Below are 16,440 nucleotides of genomic sequence, written 5' to 3' on the forward strand. Positions count from 1 at the left end.
CTCCTTCGACGTCGGTCAGTCGAACTCCTCGATCCCCTGCAGGCGCACCTGCTCGAGGTCGAGGCGGGCGGCGATGCGCCGCACCACGATGTCATCGACGGTGCCGGAGCGGCGCAGGCCGATCAGCACCTCGCGCTTGCGGTCGAGGAGGGCGAGTTTGAGCCGGGTGTGCTCCTCGTGGCGCACGAGAGGCGAGCGCTGCAGCACGTCGACGTCGGTGGAGGTCGCGATCATCTGCAGGGTGGTGCCGTCGACGGCATCCGTCACTCCCCCGACGCCCAGCGCATCGTCGAGGGCATCGGATGCCGGGGCGCCGGGCGCCGTCGTGTCGGGGGCGTCCAGCAGGGCGTCGAGTTCGCGCGCCTCGGCGTCGACGAGCGCCTGCTCGCGGGCCAGCGCCTTCGCGTTGGCGAGCTCGAGCATCTGGTATCCCTCGGAGCGCACGCGATCGCGCACCTCCTGACCGATGCCGTGCTCGGCGGCGAGGTCATCGAGCGCCGAGAGCGCGGCCCCCGAGATCGCCCGTTCGGCGAGCTCGTACTCCTCCTGCTCGGCGTGGTCGACCGGCATCCGCGCCCAGCGCACGACCGCCGGCAGCAGCGGACCCTGCACGAGCAGGCTGAGCAGGATGACGCCGGCGGTCACGAACACGACCTCGTCACGACCCGACGACCCCTCGGCGAGACTCGTCGGCACCGACAGCGCGATCGCCAGCGAGACCGCGCCGCGCATACCGGCGACGGTCGAGACCACGCGCGACCGGGCGCGCAGACCGCGCGGCGGCCGGGTGGCGGGCCGTTGGAAGAACCCGGTGAAGAACTGGAAGAGGTAGCGCACGACCACGAGCGTCGCCCAGACGGCGATCGAGGTGAGCACGAGCCAGCCGATCATCGCCGCCGAGATCTCGTGCACGACGTACTGCACCTCGAGACCGATGAGGATGAACAGCGCGCCGTTGAGCAGGAACACCCCGAACGGCCAGACCGCGTCGGACTGGCGGCGGGAGGATGCCGTCGTGACGCGCGGCGAGACGTACGAGGCGATGAGTCCCGCGACGACCACGGCGAGCACGCCCGACGCGTGGATCAGCTCGGCGACGAGGAACGCGGAGAACGGGATGAGCAGCATCGTGACGTTGATGACCGCCGTACGATTCGAGCGCTGCAGGAGCAACACGCCCAGCAGGGCGATCACGACACCTGCGGCGATGCCGCCCACGTACGACACGAGCACCGTCCAGGTGACCGACCACGGGGTGACCTGGCCGCCGACGGCGAGCGAGACGGCGATGGCGTAGAGCACCAGCGCGGTGCCGTCGTTGGTGAGGCTCTCGGCCTTCAGCTTCATGAACATGCGCCGCGGCAGCAGGCGGCCGAGGGCCGCGACCGCGGTGGCGTCCGGCGGGGCGACCGCGGCACCGAGGATGAGGGCGATCTCCCACGGCATCCCGAACAGCACACCGACGCCGGCGACAGCGAAGGCGGAGGCGACGACCAGGAGCGTGCTCATCGGGAGGATGTACCGGAAGTCGCGGCGGATCGACCGCAGCGACGTCGTCAGGCTCTCCCAGAACAGCATCACCGGCAGGAACAGCAGCAGCACGGTCTCGGGCGGCAGCTGCACCTCGCGCAGCGCCGGCACGAAGCCGAGCAGAAGCCCGAAGACGACGAGCACCAGTGGGAGCGCCAGCCGCACCCGCGGTGCGATCAGAGTGCCGACGAGAATCGTGAGTCCGAGCAGGACCGTGACCTCGAGTCCTTCCATGTGTACCTCCCGGTGCCGCAGAATCGTGCTGTGCGACACCGGCCGGCGTCAGACCCCGCCCAGAGCACAGCGCGTCGCAAGGCAAAGGTATTCCCGCAGCACCGAGATCACCAGGTACTGCTGGTCCCTGGTTCGCGCGCCCGATCCCGATGCGGGTAGGGCGGGCGTCAGCCGATCTGCTCGGTGAGCTCGAACCAGCGAAGCTCGAGCTCTTCGATCTCGGCCTCCTGCGCGCTGATCTTCGACATCTTCTCGCCCAGACCCGCGTAGTCGGCCTGGTCGTGCTCCGCGAGTGCGTGCTTGGCGGCATCCACCTGCTGCGTCAGCTTCTGGATGCGGCGCTCGAGGGAGGAGACCTCCTTCTGCGCGGTGCGCAGGGCGGCACCGTCGAGAGCGGATGCCGTCGACGCGGCCGTGCTCGTCGCGGCCTTCACCGCCTGGCCCTTCTCGGCATTCGAGGTCTGGAGGTGGCGCAGACGCAGGTACTCGTCGACGCCGCCGGGCAAATGGCGCAGGTGCCCGTCGAGGATCGCGAACTGCTGGTCGGTGACGCGCTCGAGGAAGTAGCGGTCGTGGCTGACCACGAGGAGGGTGCCCGACCAGGAATCGAGGAGGTCTTCGATCGCGGCGAGCATGTCGGTGTCGAGGTCGTTGGTGGGCTCGTCGAGGATCAGCACGTTGGGCTGGTCGAGGAGCACGAGCAGGAGCTGCAGGCGGCGCTGCTGGCCACCCGAGAGGTCCTTGACCGGCGTCGAGAGCTGGGCGGACGAGAAGCCGAGGCGCTCGAGGAGCTGCCCCGGCGTGAGGTCCTGCGCCTTCGAGCCGGCACCCAGCGTGTACGAGGTGCGCAGGCCCGAGATGATCACGCGCACCGGGTCGTTCCAGTACTGGTCGAGTTCGTCGAGGCGCTGCGTCAGCGTCTGCACCTTCACGGTCGTGCCGCGCTTGACGCGGCCGACCGTCGGCTCGACGGTTCCCGAGATGAGGCCCAGCAGCGTGGACTTGCCCGCGCCGTTCACGCCCAGGATGCCGGTGCGCTCGCCCGGAGCGATGCGCCATTCGACATCGCGCAGCACCGTCTTCTCGCCGCCGTCGACGGTCGGGTACGTCACGCCCACGTCGAGGAGGTCGACGACGTCCTTGCCGAGCCGTGACACGGCGAGCGACTGCAGCGACACCTTGTCGCGGATCTCCGGCACGTCGGCGATGAGCTCGTTGGCCGCGTCGATGCGGAACTTGGGCTTGCTCGTGCGCGCGGGGGCTCCGCGGCGGAGCCACGCGAGCTCCTTGCGGGCGAGGTTCTGACGCTTCGCCTCGGTGGCGGCGGCCATGCGGTCGCGCTCGACGCGCTGCAGGATGTATGCCGCGTACCCGCCCTCGAAAGGCTCGACGATGCGGTCGTGCACCTCCCAGGTCTCGGTGCAGATCTCATCGAGGAACCACCGGTCGTGAGTCACGACCATCAGGGCGCCCGAGTTCGTGGCCCAGCGTTTCTTGAGGTGCCCGGCGAGCCACGTGATCGCCTCGACGTCGAGGTGGTTGGTCGGCTCGTCAAGGGCGATGACGTCCCAGTCGCCGGCGAGGAGGCGGGCGAGCGAGACGCGGCGGCGCTGACCACCGCTGAGGGAGCCGATCTCGGCATCCCACGGGAGGTCGGTCAGCAGCCCCTCGATCACGTCGCGGGTGCGAGCGTCACCCGCCCACTCGTACTCGGGGGTGTCGCCCACGACGGCCTGACTGATCGTGAGCTCGTCGGGGAGCGTGTCCGCCTGATCGAGCACACCGATCGTCGTTCCGCCGCGCACCGTGACGCGACCCGAGTTCGGTTCCTTGATGCCCGCGAGCATGCCGAGCAGGCTCGACTTGCCGTCGCCGTTGCGGCCGACGATGCCGATGCGATCCCCCTCCTCGATGCCGAGCGTCACGGAGTCGAAGACGACCCTCGTCGGATATTCGAGGTGCAGGGCCTCGGCCCCCAGAAGATGTGCCATGTCACTGTCCAGGGTAACCGGGTGCGCGGGGGTCAGCGCACGCTGCTGCGTCGCCGGCGGGCGAGCAGCGCGGCCCCTCCCCCGAGGAGCACTGCGGCGCTCGCGGCGAGGGCGATCGGGGCGATGGCCCCGGCGTCCGCTCCCGTGTTGGCCAGGCGATCGCCCGGAGCGGTCGCCCCGCCGGACGCCGCCGCGACGACCTCGACCGGCGCCCAGCCGATGAGCGCGCCGTCGGTGGCGTAGACGGCGACGCGGTGCGCCCCGAGCGCGGCATCCGTCGGAACGATCGCCTGCACGATGCCGGCAGACGAAACCGCGAGCGTGCCGAGGTGGGTGGGGTCGGAGAAGAGGTAGACGTCGACCTTCGCGCCGGCGAGGTCGGGTCCGAGCGAGAGATCGAAGGGCGCCCCCTGCGCGACGGTGACCGGTGCGGTGACGGGGCCGCGGTTGTCGTCGGTGAGGTCGTCGGCGGACGGGGAGGCGGGCGCCTCCGGGGCGACCGTCACGGTGAGCGTGGCGGGCTCGGTCGCGGACTCGCCCACGGCGTTGGTGAAGACCGCGCGATAGCGGGTGCCGGAGGCGGATGCCGGGACGGCGTCGATCGTGAGGGTGGGGGCGGCGGCATCCGGGATCGTCACCCAGTCACCGGCATCCGGCAGCTGCGTCTGCCAGATCACGGTGGGTTCGGGGGTTCCTGTCGCCGTGGCGGTGAAGGTCGCGGTCGCTCCCGCGGGGATCTCGGCATCCGACGGCTGCGTGACGATCTGCGGGGCGACGTCCTGCTGCTCCGGCAGGGACGTTCCCGGAACGTCGGTGCCCGGCGCTGCGTAGATGAATCTCAGCCCGCGGCTGAACGCCGCTCCGATCACCGAGAGGTGGGTCTCGTCGTCGAAGACCGTGGCGCCCAGTTCGAGTCCGTCGTAAGCGCGGGCGGCGAGCGTGTGCGCGAAGCTCGTCATGTCGCTGGTCATCGGGAACCCGGAGGTCGTCTCCTCGAGCTCTCCGACCGAGAGGAAGACGCGCGCGTCGAGCGCATCGTGCGTCTCGGCGTAGTCGGCCTCCATGTCGAGGATCGTGCGGTCGTCCCACCAGATCGAGGGGCTCGCGATGACGAACCGGTGGAAGAGTCCGTCGTTGTGGAGCAGTGCATAGGTGGCGAAGAGACCGCCGAAGGAATGGCCCATGAGTGCGCGGTCGCCGGGGTCGGCGCGGAACTCGCTCTCGATCTGCGGGACGAGTTCGGATCTCAGGAAGTCGAGGAACTCGGGAGCACCGCCGGTGGGCACGTCGGCCGTGATCTCGGTCGGGGTGAGATCGAGCGTGCGGCGCACTCCGGAGGCCGCGAAGCCCTGGCCGGGGTCGTCGTACCCGATGCCGACGACCATCGTGCCGGGAGCGTTCAGCCGTGCGGCTTCGACGGCTGTTCCGAACTCGGCGTTCGCGTCGGTGACGTAGAGGACCCGATACGGATCGCCGTTCTCGTCGTAGTTCGCCGGGAGGGCGACCGAGATCTTGTAGTCGCGACCGGCGGCGGAGGTGGTCGTCCACGTCTGGACGTCGCGGATGAACTCGTCGGGGCTTTCGGCCGAGGCGGCGACGGTGTGGGTGACGGGTGGGGAGGACGACGCGGGCGTGTCGGTCGCGGCGGCGAGCGCCAGGGTCGCGCCCGCCGTGAGTGCGATCGCGGTCGGGATGCCGAGCAGTCGGCGGAGGTCGAATCTCATGTCGTTTTCCCCTTCATCGGATGCCGCTGGATGCCGCTGGATACCGCCGGTGGGAAGCCACGGTAGAGGTGGCTGCGCTCGTCGGACATGTGAGGTCGGCCCAGAGCTGCGGTGCGGCGCTGTGGGGAACCTCCGGTCCGATTGGCGACGATTCTTCGTCTATATGTTCGAATGTCGGTGGTCCGTGGTGGGCTGTTCGCATGACGGAACTGCTCGACGCAACGGACTCCCAGACGGCGATGATCGCCGATCTGGTGGGCTCGGTGCGGGCGGTCGAGGAGACGATCGCTCGGCTGTCAGCCGTGCGCGACGGGATGCTCGCCGTCGCCGCTCGCGTCGCGGTCGACATCGCACGGCAGGCGGCGCATCCCGATCACGGCGACATGGCCCTGCGGGCGGTGGCGGCGGAGATCGGGGCGGCAGTGCGGGCGAGCGACCGTACGATCGAGCGGCGGATGGACGAGGCATCGTGGGCGGTCGAGCGATTCGCCGAGGTGTGGGCAGCGCAGGGCGGGGGGCGGATCAGCGCCACCCACGCCCGGGTCATCGTCGACGCGGGCGCACATCTGGACGACCCGGCCGATCGAGCGCGGTATGCGGCGCGAGCGGTGGAGGCGGCGGTGGTCGAGTCGCCGAACAGACTGCGACGGGTGGCGCGGCGGATCGCGGAGCAGTACCAGGCCCGCACCGTCACCGAGCGTCACCGCGACGCGCGGGAGTTGCGGCGGGTGTGGGTGAAGGACCTCGACGACGGGATGGCCGAACTCGGGATGCTCGGGCCCGCCGTCCTCGTCCACGGAATCCACGACCGGCTGACGCGCATGGCGCGGACGATCACCGTGGAGAACGGGCGGGCCCGGAAGGCGGCGAAGGGGACCGACCCGGATATCGACTCCCCCACCGACACGGACCGCGACTCCGACACCCGCACGACCGATCAGCTGCGCGCCGACCTGCTCGCCGACATCGCACTCACCGGCGCGCCGACCGGGCACGACACCGAGGCGGGACTGCTCGGCGAGATCCGCGCACGAGTCGAGGTCACCGTCCCCGTCTTCACCCTCATGGACGACGACACCGGCGGCCACAACGGCGGCAGCGCCTCCGGCGCACCCCCGGCAGAGCTCGACGGCCGCTCCCCCATCGACACCCGCACCGCACGCCTCCTCGCAGGCGACGCGACCGGATGGGAACGGGTGCTCACACACCCGATCACCGGCGCACTCCTCGCCGTCGACCGCTACCGCCCGTCGGATCAGCTCGCCCGACACCTCCGGGCTCGCGACCAACGCTGCCGCTTCCCCGGCTGCAACATCGCCGCACGACGATGCGACATCGACCACACCCACGCCGCGTCCGACGGCGGTGAGACCTGCGCCACCAACCTCGCGCACCTCTGCCGACGACACCACACGCTCAAACACCACTCGCTCTGGCGCGTCCAACACCGGCGCCCCAGGGAGGACGACGTCGGGCTCCATCTCGAAGGCGGAGGAGCAGATCAGACCATCAGAACCACCGGCGATCTCGTCTGGACCAGCCCGACCGGAACGACCTACATCGACCGCCCGCCCGAGCAGAACACGGTCAGGTTCTCCGACAGCCGGTGAATCGCCCTCCGGCATGATGCCAACGGGCGCGATGTCTTCCGGCACTCAGGCGCGACGTCGTCAGGCACGACGCCGTCAGGCACGACGCCGTCAGGCGCGCTGCGCGACCTCGACGACGGTCTCGATTCCGCGAGTGGCGAGAGAGGCGGCATCCTGAGCGGTGCGCGAGGTGACGACGGTCACGGGCTCGCCCTGCTCCCGCAGCTCGTGCCAGCGCTCGAACACCCGCCCGCCGGGGGCGAGGTCGGTGCGCGAGAGCGGAAGGTCGTCGGTGTCCACGTCGATCACCACACCCACGGTGCGCGGCATGACCGGAGAGTCACCGGCACCCGCAGCATCCGCCCGCGCCTGAGCGACCAGCTCCGCGAACCGCCGACCCAGCGGCTTGACGACGTTCTCGGTGTCGAGCAGTCCGAGCGAGTACTCGAGATCCTTGTAGTCCCCGAGCGAGCGCGATACGTCATGCGAGCACCACCACGTGATGCCGTAGAGGCCCTCGGTGGTCAGCGCCGCCTCGACCGTGCGCGTGGCGAACTCGGGCATCTCGTCGTCGGCGAGATTCATCGACGGCGCACCCACCTCCTGCAGCCACACCTTCCGCTGCGGATCGGTCGCGAACGCCTTCGAGAGCTCGATCATCCACTCGGCGTGGCGAACCGACGGCGACGAGAGGCCGCCGTAGCGCGCCGCGGTGCCGTTGAAGATCCACGAATGCACCGTCGTGACATCACCGAGACGGGACGCGTGCTCGGGCAGGAACGGATGCCCGTCGCGGTACCAGAGGTGGTCGTTCTCGCTGTGCGCGATGAGGTGGCGCGGATCACGATCGCGCGGCGCCCCCAGCAGGCTCTCGAGCCAGTGCGTGATCTGCGCGCTCTCGGCGGGCATCGCGGCGGGGTTGGGCAGCTGGAACTGATTGAGCTCGTTGCCGAGCGTCAGACCGATGAGGTTCGGCTTGTCGCGCACTGCATCGTAGACCGCGGCGACGAGCGCCGCCTGCGCCTGGATCGCCTTCTCGTCGGTGAACATGTTGCCGTCGTGCCAGTTGACCAGCCACGCCGGCACGAAGTCGAAGCCCGACATGTGGCCCTGGATGACGTCGACAGCGATGTCGAGCTCGAACTCGGCCGCGATGTCGGCCACGAGAGCGATGTCGTCGAGCGCCTTGCGGCGGATGAGCGTCCGGTTCGGCTGCAGCACGGGCCACAGCGGGAACACCCGCACATGATCGAGCCCCAGCCCGGCGAGCGCCTCGAAGTCCGCGCGCACGACATCGGCGTCGATCCCCATCCACTGGAACATCCAGTCCTGAGAGGGGGTGTAGTTCGCCCCGAAACGCGGTGTTTCGAAGCGCGGTGCATCGGAGCGCGGAGTGTTGTCAGTCACTGATCTGTGGTCCTTCTCGATCGTGGGCAGGAAGTCTCGGGGATCGGGGATCATGCATCCGTCGGCGCGGGGCCGCTCGATTCGCGCACGATCAGGCGCCGCGCCGACACGCTCTGCGACACGACGTCCTCGCCGCTCACGAGCTGTGCGAGCAGCGCCACGGCGGTGCGAGCGCTCTCCTCGACCGGGGCGTCGAGCGCGGTGAGCCGCGGGCGCACCAGGCTCGAGACCCAGGAGTCCTCCCAGGCGATCACCGACAGCTGCTCGGGCACGCGCACACCGATCTCGGGCGCATGCGCGACGATCTCGGCCGCGAGGGCCTCACTGTCGACGAGCAGGGCCGTCGTCGTTCCGGCGCGCGCCAGCAGATCGGCCACCGGATCGGATGCCGCGCGCTCCCAGCGCAGCACGAGCGAGGTCATGCCGCGCTTCTCTGCGGCATCCACGAACCGACGATCACGATCGCGGGCGTGCACGAGACCGGGCGAATCGCTCACGCGCGCGACGGCGCGGTGGCCGAGACCGTGAAGGTGCTCGAGCACCTCCTCGTACGCGGCATCATCGTGCACGGTCACGGCCGGCACGGCGTCGTCGACCGGCGCTCCGAGCAGCACGGCGGGTGCGCCGAGCTCGCGAACGAAGCCGATGCGGGGGTCGTCGTCGCGGAGGTCGACGAGCAGGAACGCATCCACTCGCTGCTCGCTCCACCACTCGCGGTACACGCGCTCCTCGTCGTCGGCGCGCACGAGGGTGAGCGAGAGCGACCATCCGATCTCGGCGAGCGGTTCGGTCAGGCCCGCGATCAGCCGCATGAAGAAGGGATCGCGCTCGAACGTGTCGCCCGAGCGGGCGATCACGAGGCCGAGGCTGCGTCCACCCTGACCGCTGACCTTGCGGCTCGCGTAGTTCGGACGCCAGTGCAACTCGTCGGCCGCCTGACGGATGCGCGCGGCCGTCGCCGCAGACACGTTGGGCCGGCCGTTGAACACGTGCGACACGGCGGAGGGCGACACCCCGGCACGCGCGGCGACCGCTGCGATCGTCGCGCGGGCGGGCTTCTTCTCGTTCGTCACCTTCTCGCTCACACCACCGAGATTAGGGTGTTGACCCTCCGTTGTAAAGCGGTATACATTAATCGCACGTTGACGTGTACCGCTTTACAAAGCGCGCCGCGACACATCCATCCGTAGCACTGCAGCTCTCAGGAGGGCTCATGACCGAAGGCATCAGCAGGCGCACCTTTCTCGGGGCGGTGATCGGAGGGGGCGTGATGATCCCCCTGCTCACCGGATGCGGCCCCCTCATGCCGACATCCAGCGCGGCGGGCTCGATCTCCGTGCACACCCAGCTCAGCGGCGCCGTCTCGGGCGCCCAGGTGTTCTCGGACGTCGTCGCCGCCTACTCGCGGGCGAACGATCGGCCCGTCGCCCTCCTCAAGAACGGCTCCGACCTGCCGATCGTTTTCGAGACCAGCTCGCTGGCCGGCAAGGAGGCCGACATCGCGATGGTCAACCTGCAGGGCCGCACGCTCTCCTGGACCCGCCTCGGTGCCACCATTCCGGTGCAGCATCTGCTCGACGAGTGGGGCCTGCGCGACAAGATCATCCCCGAGGCGCTCGAGGAATGGACGGATGCCGAGGGCAACCTGCGCGCCTTCCCGTTCACTCGCACCAACTGGCCGGTCTCCTTCAACACGGGGCTCCTCGACGAGGCCGGCGTCGGCATCCCGACGACCTCGGACGAGTTGATCGCCGCGGCCGACGCACTGCGTTCGAAGGGCATCGGCCCGGTAACCGTCGGTGGCTCCGACTGGAGCGGCCAGAAGATGTTCCTGCAGATCCTGCAGGGCTTCCTCACCCGCGACGAGGCGAAGAAGGCGTTCTCCTCCGGCAAGCTCTCGGACTTCCCGGGCGCCGTGGCCGGCGTCGAGCACTTCGTCGAGCTGCGCGACGCGGGCGTGTTCGTCGACAACGTGCAGGGATACACGTCCGACTCCGAACTCACCCAGTTCAACACCCGCAAGGCCGCGATCGTCCCGGCGATGTCGTCGGCGCTCGCCCTCGTGCCCGCCGAACGCGCTGCCGAGGTCACGGTCGGCGGCTGGCCCGCCCCGTCGCGCGGCGGCGTCGTCGCCCATCCCACCGTCATCCAGAGCTTCAACGGCCACGGCATCTGGATCAGCGCGAACGGCGCCGAGAAGCTCGACCTGCTGAAGCCCTTCATCCAGAACCTCTACACGCCCGAGGTCACGAGCGAGTTCATCCTCGGCTCCGGCCGCGACATGAGCCGGATCACCGATGTGGTCAGCCGCGACTTCCCCCTCGTCGCACAGGCCTCCCAGCTCACGACCGATCAGGTGACCCCGGTGATGCTGCCCGACCTGCTCATCCCCGACGCCGTCTTCGAGCCGATGATCCGCGCGACCGCGATGGCCTACGGCCGTGCCTCCGCCGACCAGATCATCGACACGTTCGAGAAGGCCTACGCCGCGGCCTGAGGGCCCGAGAGGACACCATGACCGCGCTCGCCCCCGCCCCCACCACCGAACAGCTCGTCACCGCCCTGCCCCCGAACCGACGCCCCCGTCGCTCGTCGTTGCGCGAGCGGTTCCCCGGCCTCGCCCTGCCCGCGCTCATCTGGTACGCCGTGTTCATGATCGGCCCCGTGGTCGCGATCTTCGTGATCTCGTTCCTGCGCTGGCCCGGCATGCTCGAGACGCCGACCTTCGCGGGCTGGGACAACTTCCGCGCAGTGTTCGCCGATGCGACCTTCTGGGCCGCACTCGGCAACTCCGCCATCCAGATCGTCGTCGGCCTGCCGATCATGATCATCCTCGCGTTCCTGCTCGCGTTCTACGTCGTGCAGAAGCCGCGCGGTCACCGCGTGCTCCGCTACCTGCTCTTCATCCCGGCCCTCATCTCCGCCCCGGCGACGGCGATGGTGTTCTACGCCATGCTCAACCCCGACGGCCTGATCAACGGCATCCTCGCTCCCCTGGGCCTGGGAGGGAACGCCTGGCTGGCCGACCCGAGCACGGCGCTCGGCGCGATCATCGCCGTCGAGCTCTGGAGCGGCATCGGCTACTCGGCGGTGCTGATCGCCGCGCGCCTCGACGGCGTCGACACCGAGATCGTGCAGGCCGCCCGCGTCGACGGCGCCGGAGACTGGCGGGTGGCGTGGCGCATGTACTGGCCGATCGCCCAGGACTTCATCGGCGTCGTGACGATGCTGCAGTTCCTGTCGCTGCTGTTCAACTCGGCCCAGACCGTGCTGCTGCTCACCCAGGGCGGCCCCGGTACCTCGACCATGACGCTGTCGTACCTCATCTACAGCAAGGCATTCGTCGAGACGAACCTCGGCTACAGCCAGGCGGTCGGCGTCATCCTGTTCATCCTCGGACTGCTCGGCATGTGGCTGATCCGCCGCACGCTGCGCGCGACCCACTGACCGGACGAAGGAGCATCCCATGGCATCACGCACCGTCCTCCCCCTCCGCGACCGGGTCGGATCGATCACGAGCGGCACGCTGGCTTGGCTGTACGCGGCCATCCTGATCATCCCCTTCTACTACTTCATCGCGTCGTCGTTCAAGACGAACGAGGAGATCTTCGAGTCGCCCCTCGCGCTCCCCACGAGCTGGGACTTCTCGAACTTCACCACGGCGCTGCGCCAGGCCGATCTGGGCCTCGCCGTCGCCAACTCCGCCCTCACGACCGTGGCCGCGTTGATCTTGACGCTGCTCCTCGCGCTCCCCGCCGCGTTCGCGCTGGCCCGTGCCACCGGCAGGATCGGCCGCATCATCGAGACAGTCTTCAGCCTGGGCTTCCTGATCCCCTCGTTCGCCGCGCTGTTCCCGACCTTCCTGCTGGCGGCATCGCTCGGCCTGTTCCACACGCGCACCTTCGTGGTGCTGCTGCTCCCGGCGACCGCCCTGCCGCTGTCGATCGTCATCCTCACCGCCTTCATGCGCACCATCCCGCGCGAGCTCGAAGAGGCGGCGTCGATGGACGGCGCGACGACGCTGCAGGTGCTCCGCCAGGTCTACCTGCCGATCTGCATCCCCGGTATCGCGACCGTGCTGCTGCTGAACTTCCTCTCGTTCTGGAACGCGTACCTGTACCCGCTCATCCTCATCGGACCCGACACCGCCCAGCGCACGATCCAGGTGGCGCTGCCGACCCTCAAGGTCGACGCGGGAACCGACTACGGTGTGCTGATGGCCGGAACCCTCCTGACCCTGCTGCCCGTCTATCTCGTCTACACCGTGCTGCAGAAGCAGATGCAGAAGGCGCTGGTCTCCGGGGCGATCAAGGGATGACGGGCTCTGCACATCTGCCCCTGCGCGAGCGCGTCGGCCAGATCAATCAGCGCCTCAAGGGCTGGGAAGCGGTGCGCTGGGCCGACGGCGCACCCCGCATCACCGACGTCCTGCGCCGCGAGGTCGACCGCTGGGGTGGGATCGGCGCGATCTACGGCGTGCTGCGCGCCGACCCGTGGTCGCAGGTGCGGTGGAGCAACGGCATCCCGCCCGAGCGCAGCGCCGAGGCCTATCGGGCCGTGCAGGAGTACATCGTCACGCACGGCGCGGGCCTGCCGACGCTGTTCGTCGAGGAGGTGCCGCACGGGCTCATGGCCCTCGGCGGCACGACCCTCCCCGTCAACCTGGCCCTCGGCGCGGGTATGGATCCCGCCCTCACCGAAGAGCTCGCGGCGCACGTCGCCGCCGAGACGCGCCTGCGCGGCACGCACGTCGCGCTGGTGTCGGGACTCGACATGCTGCGCGACCCGCACTGGGGCCGCGCCGAAGAGTGCTTCGGCGAGGATCCGGCGCTCGCCGCCCTGCTCGTCGAGGCGACGGTGCGCGGGATGCAGGGCGCGGATGCCGCGGCTGCAGCATCCGTGATCGCCCCCGACCGCGTCGCCGTCGTCGCCAAGCACCTGGCGGCGCAGGGCGCGGGCATCGGAGGCCGCAACGGCTCCGGCGCACCGATCGGGCGCCGGGAGCTGGGCGAGATCCATCTGCGTCCGGCTTACGCCGCCGCCCGGGCCGGGGTCGCCGGCTTCATGGCCGCGTACAACGACATCGACGGCATCCCCTGCAGTGCGAATCGTGAGCTCTTGACCGGCACGCTGCGCGAGGGGTGGGGCTGGGACGGCCTCGTGATGGCCGACGGCACCGCGATCGATCGTCTGCGCGACAGCGCCCCCGATCCGGCGATGGCCGCGGCGATCGCTCTCGACGCCGGCGTCGACCTCAGCCTGTGGGACGAGGCCTTCACGCACGTCGAGGAGGCCGTCGATCGCGGCATCCTCGACGAAGGGGTCGTCACGCGGGCCGCCGACCGCGTGCTCGCGCTCAAGCGCCGCCTCGGCCTTCTCGGGGAACCCGACGTGCCGGCCGCGATTCCTGCCGACCCCGAGCGCGAGCGCGCGTTCCTCTCCCTCGCCGCGCGTGCCGCCGCCCAGTCCGTCGTCGTCGTGCACGACGCGGGGGCGCTCCCGCTTCCGGCTGCCGGAGATCACGCGGACGCCGGCCCCGTGATCGCCCTCCTCGGACCGAACGCCTCGGACCTCGACGCCCAGCTCGGCGACTACACGCCCCCGCGTCCGGTCCCCGACCCGACCTCCTCCACCGTGCACTCCGCACTCGTCACCCGATACGGCGCGGAGCGGGTGCGCGTCGCGCAGGGCTCCACGCATCGCGGCGAACTCTCCGATCCCGCCGGCGCCCGGGATGCTGTGAGCGCAGCCCTCGACGGCGCCGACGTCGCCCTCGTGGTGCTCGGCGGTACGAGCCGCCGCAGCTACGACGACGAGTTCGCCGACAACGGCGCGATCGATGCGCCGGCACCCGACACCACCAACGGCGAGGGCGTGGATCTCGCGCACCTCGGGTTGCCGGACGCACAGCTCGCCCTGCTCCGCGCCGCACGCGCCTCGGGGGCACCTCGGGTGATCGCGGTCGTGATCGACGGGCGCCCGCGCCCGCTCGACGACGTCATCGCACTCTCGGATGCCGTGATCCTCGCGCCCTTCCCCGGTCCCGGCGGTGGAGAGGCGATCGTCACCGCCCTGACCACCGGTGTCGGCGGAGGCCTGCTGCCGGCGACGCTCCCCTCCGCCGACGGAGTGCTACCGGTCGCGCACGACGAGCGCCGCGAGACGGCGCGCGGCTACCTCGATGCACGCCACCCCGCCGGAGTGCTCTTCGGCACCGGCATACCGTCGACGGTCGAGGTCCGTCTGCGCCCCGCTGCTCCCGGCGAGTCCCCCACCATCCCTGCCGCCGGCCTGGGCAGGGGCGAGCGTGTCACGGTCCTGATCGACGTCGCGAACGCCTCGGCATCCGAGATCTCCCTCGCCGTTCCGCTCTACGGGCGGCGGCACGAGCGCGGCATCCGTCCCCGACGTCGGACGCTGCTGGCGGTGACCCGGGTGACCGTCGCAGCGGGCGGCCGCACCACGGCCCCGGTCGACCTCGGACTCGACGCGCTGGGCTCCTGGGCGAGCGGGCGGCCCGAGGCCCTGCCCGCCGAGATCCTCGCGTGGACGGCATCCGTGCACGATCCCACCCACGACGCGATCACGATCCGCATCACCGACGAGGAGGGCCGCACCGGATGGACGAGCTGACGGCGTTCACGCCCGATGTCCGCACGCGGAATCTGATCGAGGACGCCGCCGACAGCGTGCGGCGCGCCAGCGGTGAGCGCATCGGCGACCTCGTGGAGGCCGCCCTGCTGCGCACCCTCACCGAGACGGTGGGTATCGACCAGGAGGGGCGGGTGTTCATCATCACCGGCGACATCCCGGCGATGTGGCTGCGCGATTCCACGACGCAGCTCACCCCGTACCTGCGCTTCCTCGACCGGAGTCCGCAGCTCGCCGACCTGGTCGAGGGTGTGGTGCGTCGGCAGTTCGGATTCCTCGCGCACGACTCCTACGCCAACGCGTTCAACGACGGCCCCACCGGCGCCCACTACGACCCGGACGACGTCTGCGACGACCCCGAGGTCTGGGAGCAGAAGTACGAGGTCGACAGCCTCTGCTACCCGCTCTCGCTCGCCCACACGCTCTGGCGCAGCACGGGACGCACCGCCGTCTTCGACGAGCGCGTGCACGCGGTCCTCCGCACGATCGTCGATCAGCTCCGCGCCGAGCAGCACCACGAGGAGTCCGCGTACCGGTTCGAGCGCGACACCGCGATCCCCACCGAGACGCTCCCCCGCGGCGGTCGCGGCTCCGCCGTCGCGCACACGGGGATGACGTGGAGCGGATTCCGCCCCTCGGACGACGCGTGCACCTTCGGGTACAACGTTCCCGCGAACCTCTTCGCCGCCCAGGCGCTGCGCGCCCTCGCCGAGATCGCTCGCGAGGTGCTCCACGACGAGGTGCTCGCCGCCGACGCGCTCGCCCTCTCCGACGAGTTGCGAGCCGGTGTGAGTGCGCACGGGATCGTCGACGGACCCCGGGGCGAACCGATCTACGCGTACGAGGTCGACGGCCTGGGCGGCGTGCTCGTCATGGACGACGCGAACACCCCGTCGCTGCTGTCGCTCCCGCTGATCGCCCCCGAGGTGATCGACCGCGAGATCTGGGAGGCGACGCGTCGCGTCGTACTGAGCCCCGCGAACCCGTACTGGTTCGCGGGCACCGCCCTCCGCGGCATCGGCAGCCCCCACACCCGCGAGCGGCGCGTCTGGCCGATCGCCCTCGCCGTCGAGGGGCTCGTCGGCACTCCGGACGACCGCATCCGCCTGCTGCGCACGATCGCCGAGACGGATGCCGGCACCGGGCACGTGCACGAGAGCATAGACGTCGACGATCCCGCCGTGTTCAGCCGCCCGTGGTTCTCGTGGGCGGAGTCGATGTTCTGCGAGCTCGCCCTGCAGGTCGCCGAGGACTGAGCACCCCACGCACTCGCATACCCGCGAACGCACGAACCGCCCGGGTCGGATGACCCGG

At 70.3% G+C, this 16,440-nt stretch carries 11 protein-coding genes; 6 read left to right on the forward strand and 5 right to left on the reverse strand.

Annotated features, from left to right (window positions below):
• Positions 1 to 15: 15 nt before the first annotated feature.
• The 3 genes from WFJ97_RS13960 to WFJ97_RS13970 all read right to left on the reverse strand — a co-directional run bounded on the left by WFJ97_RS13960 (position 16) and on the right by WFJ97_RS13970 (position 5,479).
• Positions 16 to 1,764 (reverse strand): Na+/H+ antiporter, encoded by a 1,749-nt coding sequence (locus WFJ97_RS13960; protein WP_336641952.1) that lies wholly within the window; start codon positions 1,762 to 1,764, stop codon positions 16 to 18.
• Between the two features lie 167 nt (positions 1,765 to 1,931).
• Positions 1,932 to 3,755 (reverse strand): ABC-F family ATP-binding cassette domain-containing protein, encoded by a 1,824-nt coding sequence (locus WFJ97_RS13965; RefSeq protein WP_336641953.1) that lies wholly within the window; start codon positions 3,753 to 3,755, stop codon positions 1,932 to 1,934.
• A gap of 32 nt (positions 3,756 to 3,787) precedes the next feature.
• Positions 3,788 to 5,479, reverse strand: a complete 1,692-nt coding sequence (locus WFJ97_RS13970) for an alpha/beta hydrolase-fold protein (RefSeq protein WP_336641954.1) — start codon at positions 5,477 to 5,479, stop codon at positions 3,788 to 3,790.
• A 200-nt stretch (positions 5,480 to 5,679) separates the two neighbouring features.
• Between WFJ97_RS13970 and WFJ97_RS13975 the strand changes: the two genes are divergently transcribed.
• Positions 5,680 to 7,089, forward strand: a complete 1,410-nt coding sequence (locus tag WFJ97_RS13975; protein WP_336641955.1) for an HNH endonuclease signature motif containing protein — start codon at positions 5,680 to 5,682, stop codon at positions 7,087 to 7,089.
• 90 nt (positions 7,090 to 7,179) lie between these two features.
• On the opposite strand, the gene WFJ97_RS13980 is transcribed toward WFJ97_RS13975, so the two are convergent.
• Together WFJ97_RS13980 and WFJ97_RS13985 are read right to left on the reverse strand one after the other, a co-directional pair.
• The gene (locus WFJ97_RS13980) at positions 7,180 to 8,475 is read right to left on the reverse strand and encodes a glycoside hydrolase 5 family protein (RefSeq protein ID WP_336641956.1); all 1,296 of its coding nucleotides are present in this window, start codon (positions 8,473 to 8,475) and stop codon (positions 7,180 to 7,182) included.
• A gap of 50 nt (positions 8,476 to 8,525) precedes the next feature.
• The gene (locus tag WFJ97_RS13985) at positions 8,526 to 9,560 is read right to left on the reverse strand and encodes a LacI family DNA-binding transcriptional regulator (protein WP_336641957.1); all 1,035 of its coding nucleotides are present in this window, start codon (positions 9,558 to 9,560) and stop codon (positions 8,526 to 8,528) included.
• Positions 9,561 to 9,688: 128 nt separating this feature from the next.
• Between WFJ97_RS13985 and WFJ97_RS13990 the strand changes: the two genes are divergently transcribed.
• Genes WFJ97_RS13990 through WFJ97_RS14010 form a run of 5 tightly spaced genes read left to right on the forward strand, consistent with a single transcriptional unit; the run spans position 9,689 to position 16,382 of the window.
• Positions 9,689 to 10,972, forward strand: coding sequence for an ABC transporter substrate-binding protein (locus WFJ97_RS13990; protein WP_336641958.1), 1,284 nt, complete (start codon positions 9,689 to 9,691; stop codon positions 10,970 to 10,972).
• A gap of 17 nt (positions 10,973 to 10,989) precedes the next feature.
• Positions 10,990 to 11,922 carry a carbohydrate ABC transporter permease gene (locus WFJ97_RS13995; protein WP_247624873.1) on the forward strand — a complete coding sequence of 311 codons (933 nt, stop codon included), beginning with the start codon at positions 10,990 to 10,992 and terminating at the stop codon, positions 11,920 to 11,922.
• A 19-nt stretch (positions 11,923 to 11,941) separates the two neighbouring features.
• Positions 11,942 to 12,793 (forward strand): carbohydrate ABC transporter permease, encoded by an 852-nt coding sequence (locus WFJ97_RS14000; protein ID WP_247624874.1) that lies wholly within the window; start codon positions 11,942 to 11,944, stop codon positions 12,791 to 12,793.
• The gene (locus WFJ97_RS14005; RefSeq protein WP_336641959.1) at positions 12,790 to 15,108 is read left to right on the forward strand and encodes a glycoside hydrolase family 3 protein; all 2,319 of its coding nucleotides are present in this window, start codon (positions 12,790 to 12,792) and stop codon (positions 15,106 to 15,108) included. Before WFJ97_RS14000 ends, WFJ97_RS14005 begins: the two co-directional genes overlap by 4 nt.
• Positions 15,096 to 16,382, forward strand: a complete 1,287-nt coding sequence (locus WFJ97_RS14010) for a glycoside hydrolase family 125 protein (RefSeq protein WP_336641960.1) — start codon at positions 15,096 to 15,098, stop codon at positions 16,380 to 16,382. The genes WFJ97_RS14005 and WFJ97_RS14010 overlap by 13 nt, the downstream gene beginning before the upstream one ends.
• The last annotated feature ends 58 nt before the right edge of the window (positions 16,383 to 16,440 follow it).

Origin of the sequence: Microbacterium sp. USHLN272 (assembly GCF_037149655.1) — a bacterium.
In the GTDB taxonomy this organism is placed as follows: Bacteria; Actinomycetota; Actinomycetes; order Actinomycetales; family Microbacteriaceae; genus Microbacterium; species Microbacterium galbinum.

Coding starts and splice junctions, on each gene's coding strand:
- WFJ97_RS13960 (WP_336641952.1), bottom strand. CDS start 1,764: ATGGAAGGACTCGAGGTCACGGTCCTGCTCGGACTCACGATTCTCGTC.
- WFJ97_RS13965 (WP_336641953.1), bottom strand. CDS start 3,755: ATGGCACATCTTCTGGGGGCCGAGGCCCTGCACCTCGAATATCCGACG.
- WFJ97_RS13970 (WP_336641954.1), bottom strand. CDS start 5,479: ATGAGATTCGACCTCCGCCGACTGCTCGGCATCCCGACCGCGATCGCA.
- WFJ97_RS13975 (WP_336641955.1), top strand. CDS start 5,680: ATGACGGAACTGCTCGACGCAACGGACTCCCAGACGGCGATGATCGCC.
- WFJ97_RS13990 (WP_336641958.1), top strand. CDS start 9,689: ATGACCGAAGGCATCAGCAGGCGCACCTTTCTCGGGGCGGTGATCGGA.
- WFJ97_RS13995 (WP_247624873.1), top strand. CDS start 10,990: ATGACCGCGCTCGCCCCCGCCCCCACCACCGAACAGCTCGTCACCGCC.
- WFJ97_RS14000 (WP_247624874.1), top strand. CDS start 11,942: ATGGCATCACGCACCGTCCTCCCCCTCCGCGACCGGGTCGGATCGATC.
- WFJ97_RS14005 (WP_336641959.1), top strand. CDS start 12,790: ATGACGGGCTCTGCACATCTGCCCCTGCGCGAGCGCGTCGGCCAGATC.
- WFJ97_RS14010 (WP_336641960.1), top strand. CDS start 15,096: ATGGACGAGCTGACGGCGTTCACGCCCGATGTCCGCACGCGGAATCTG.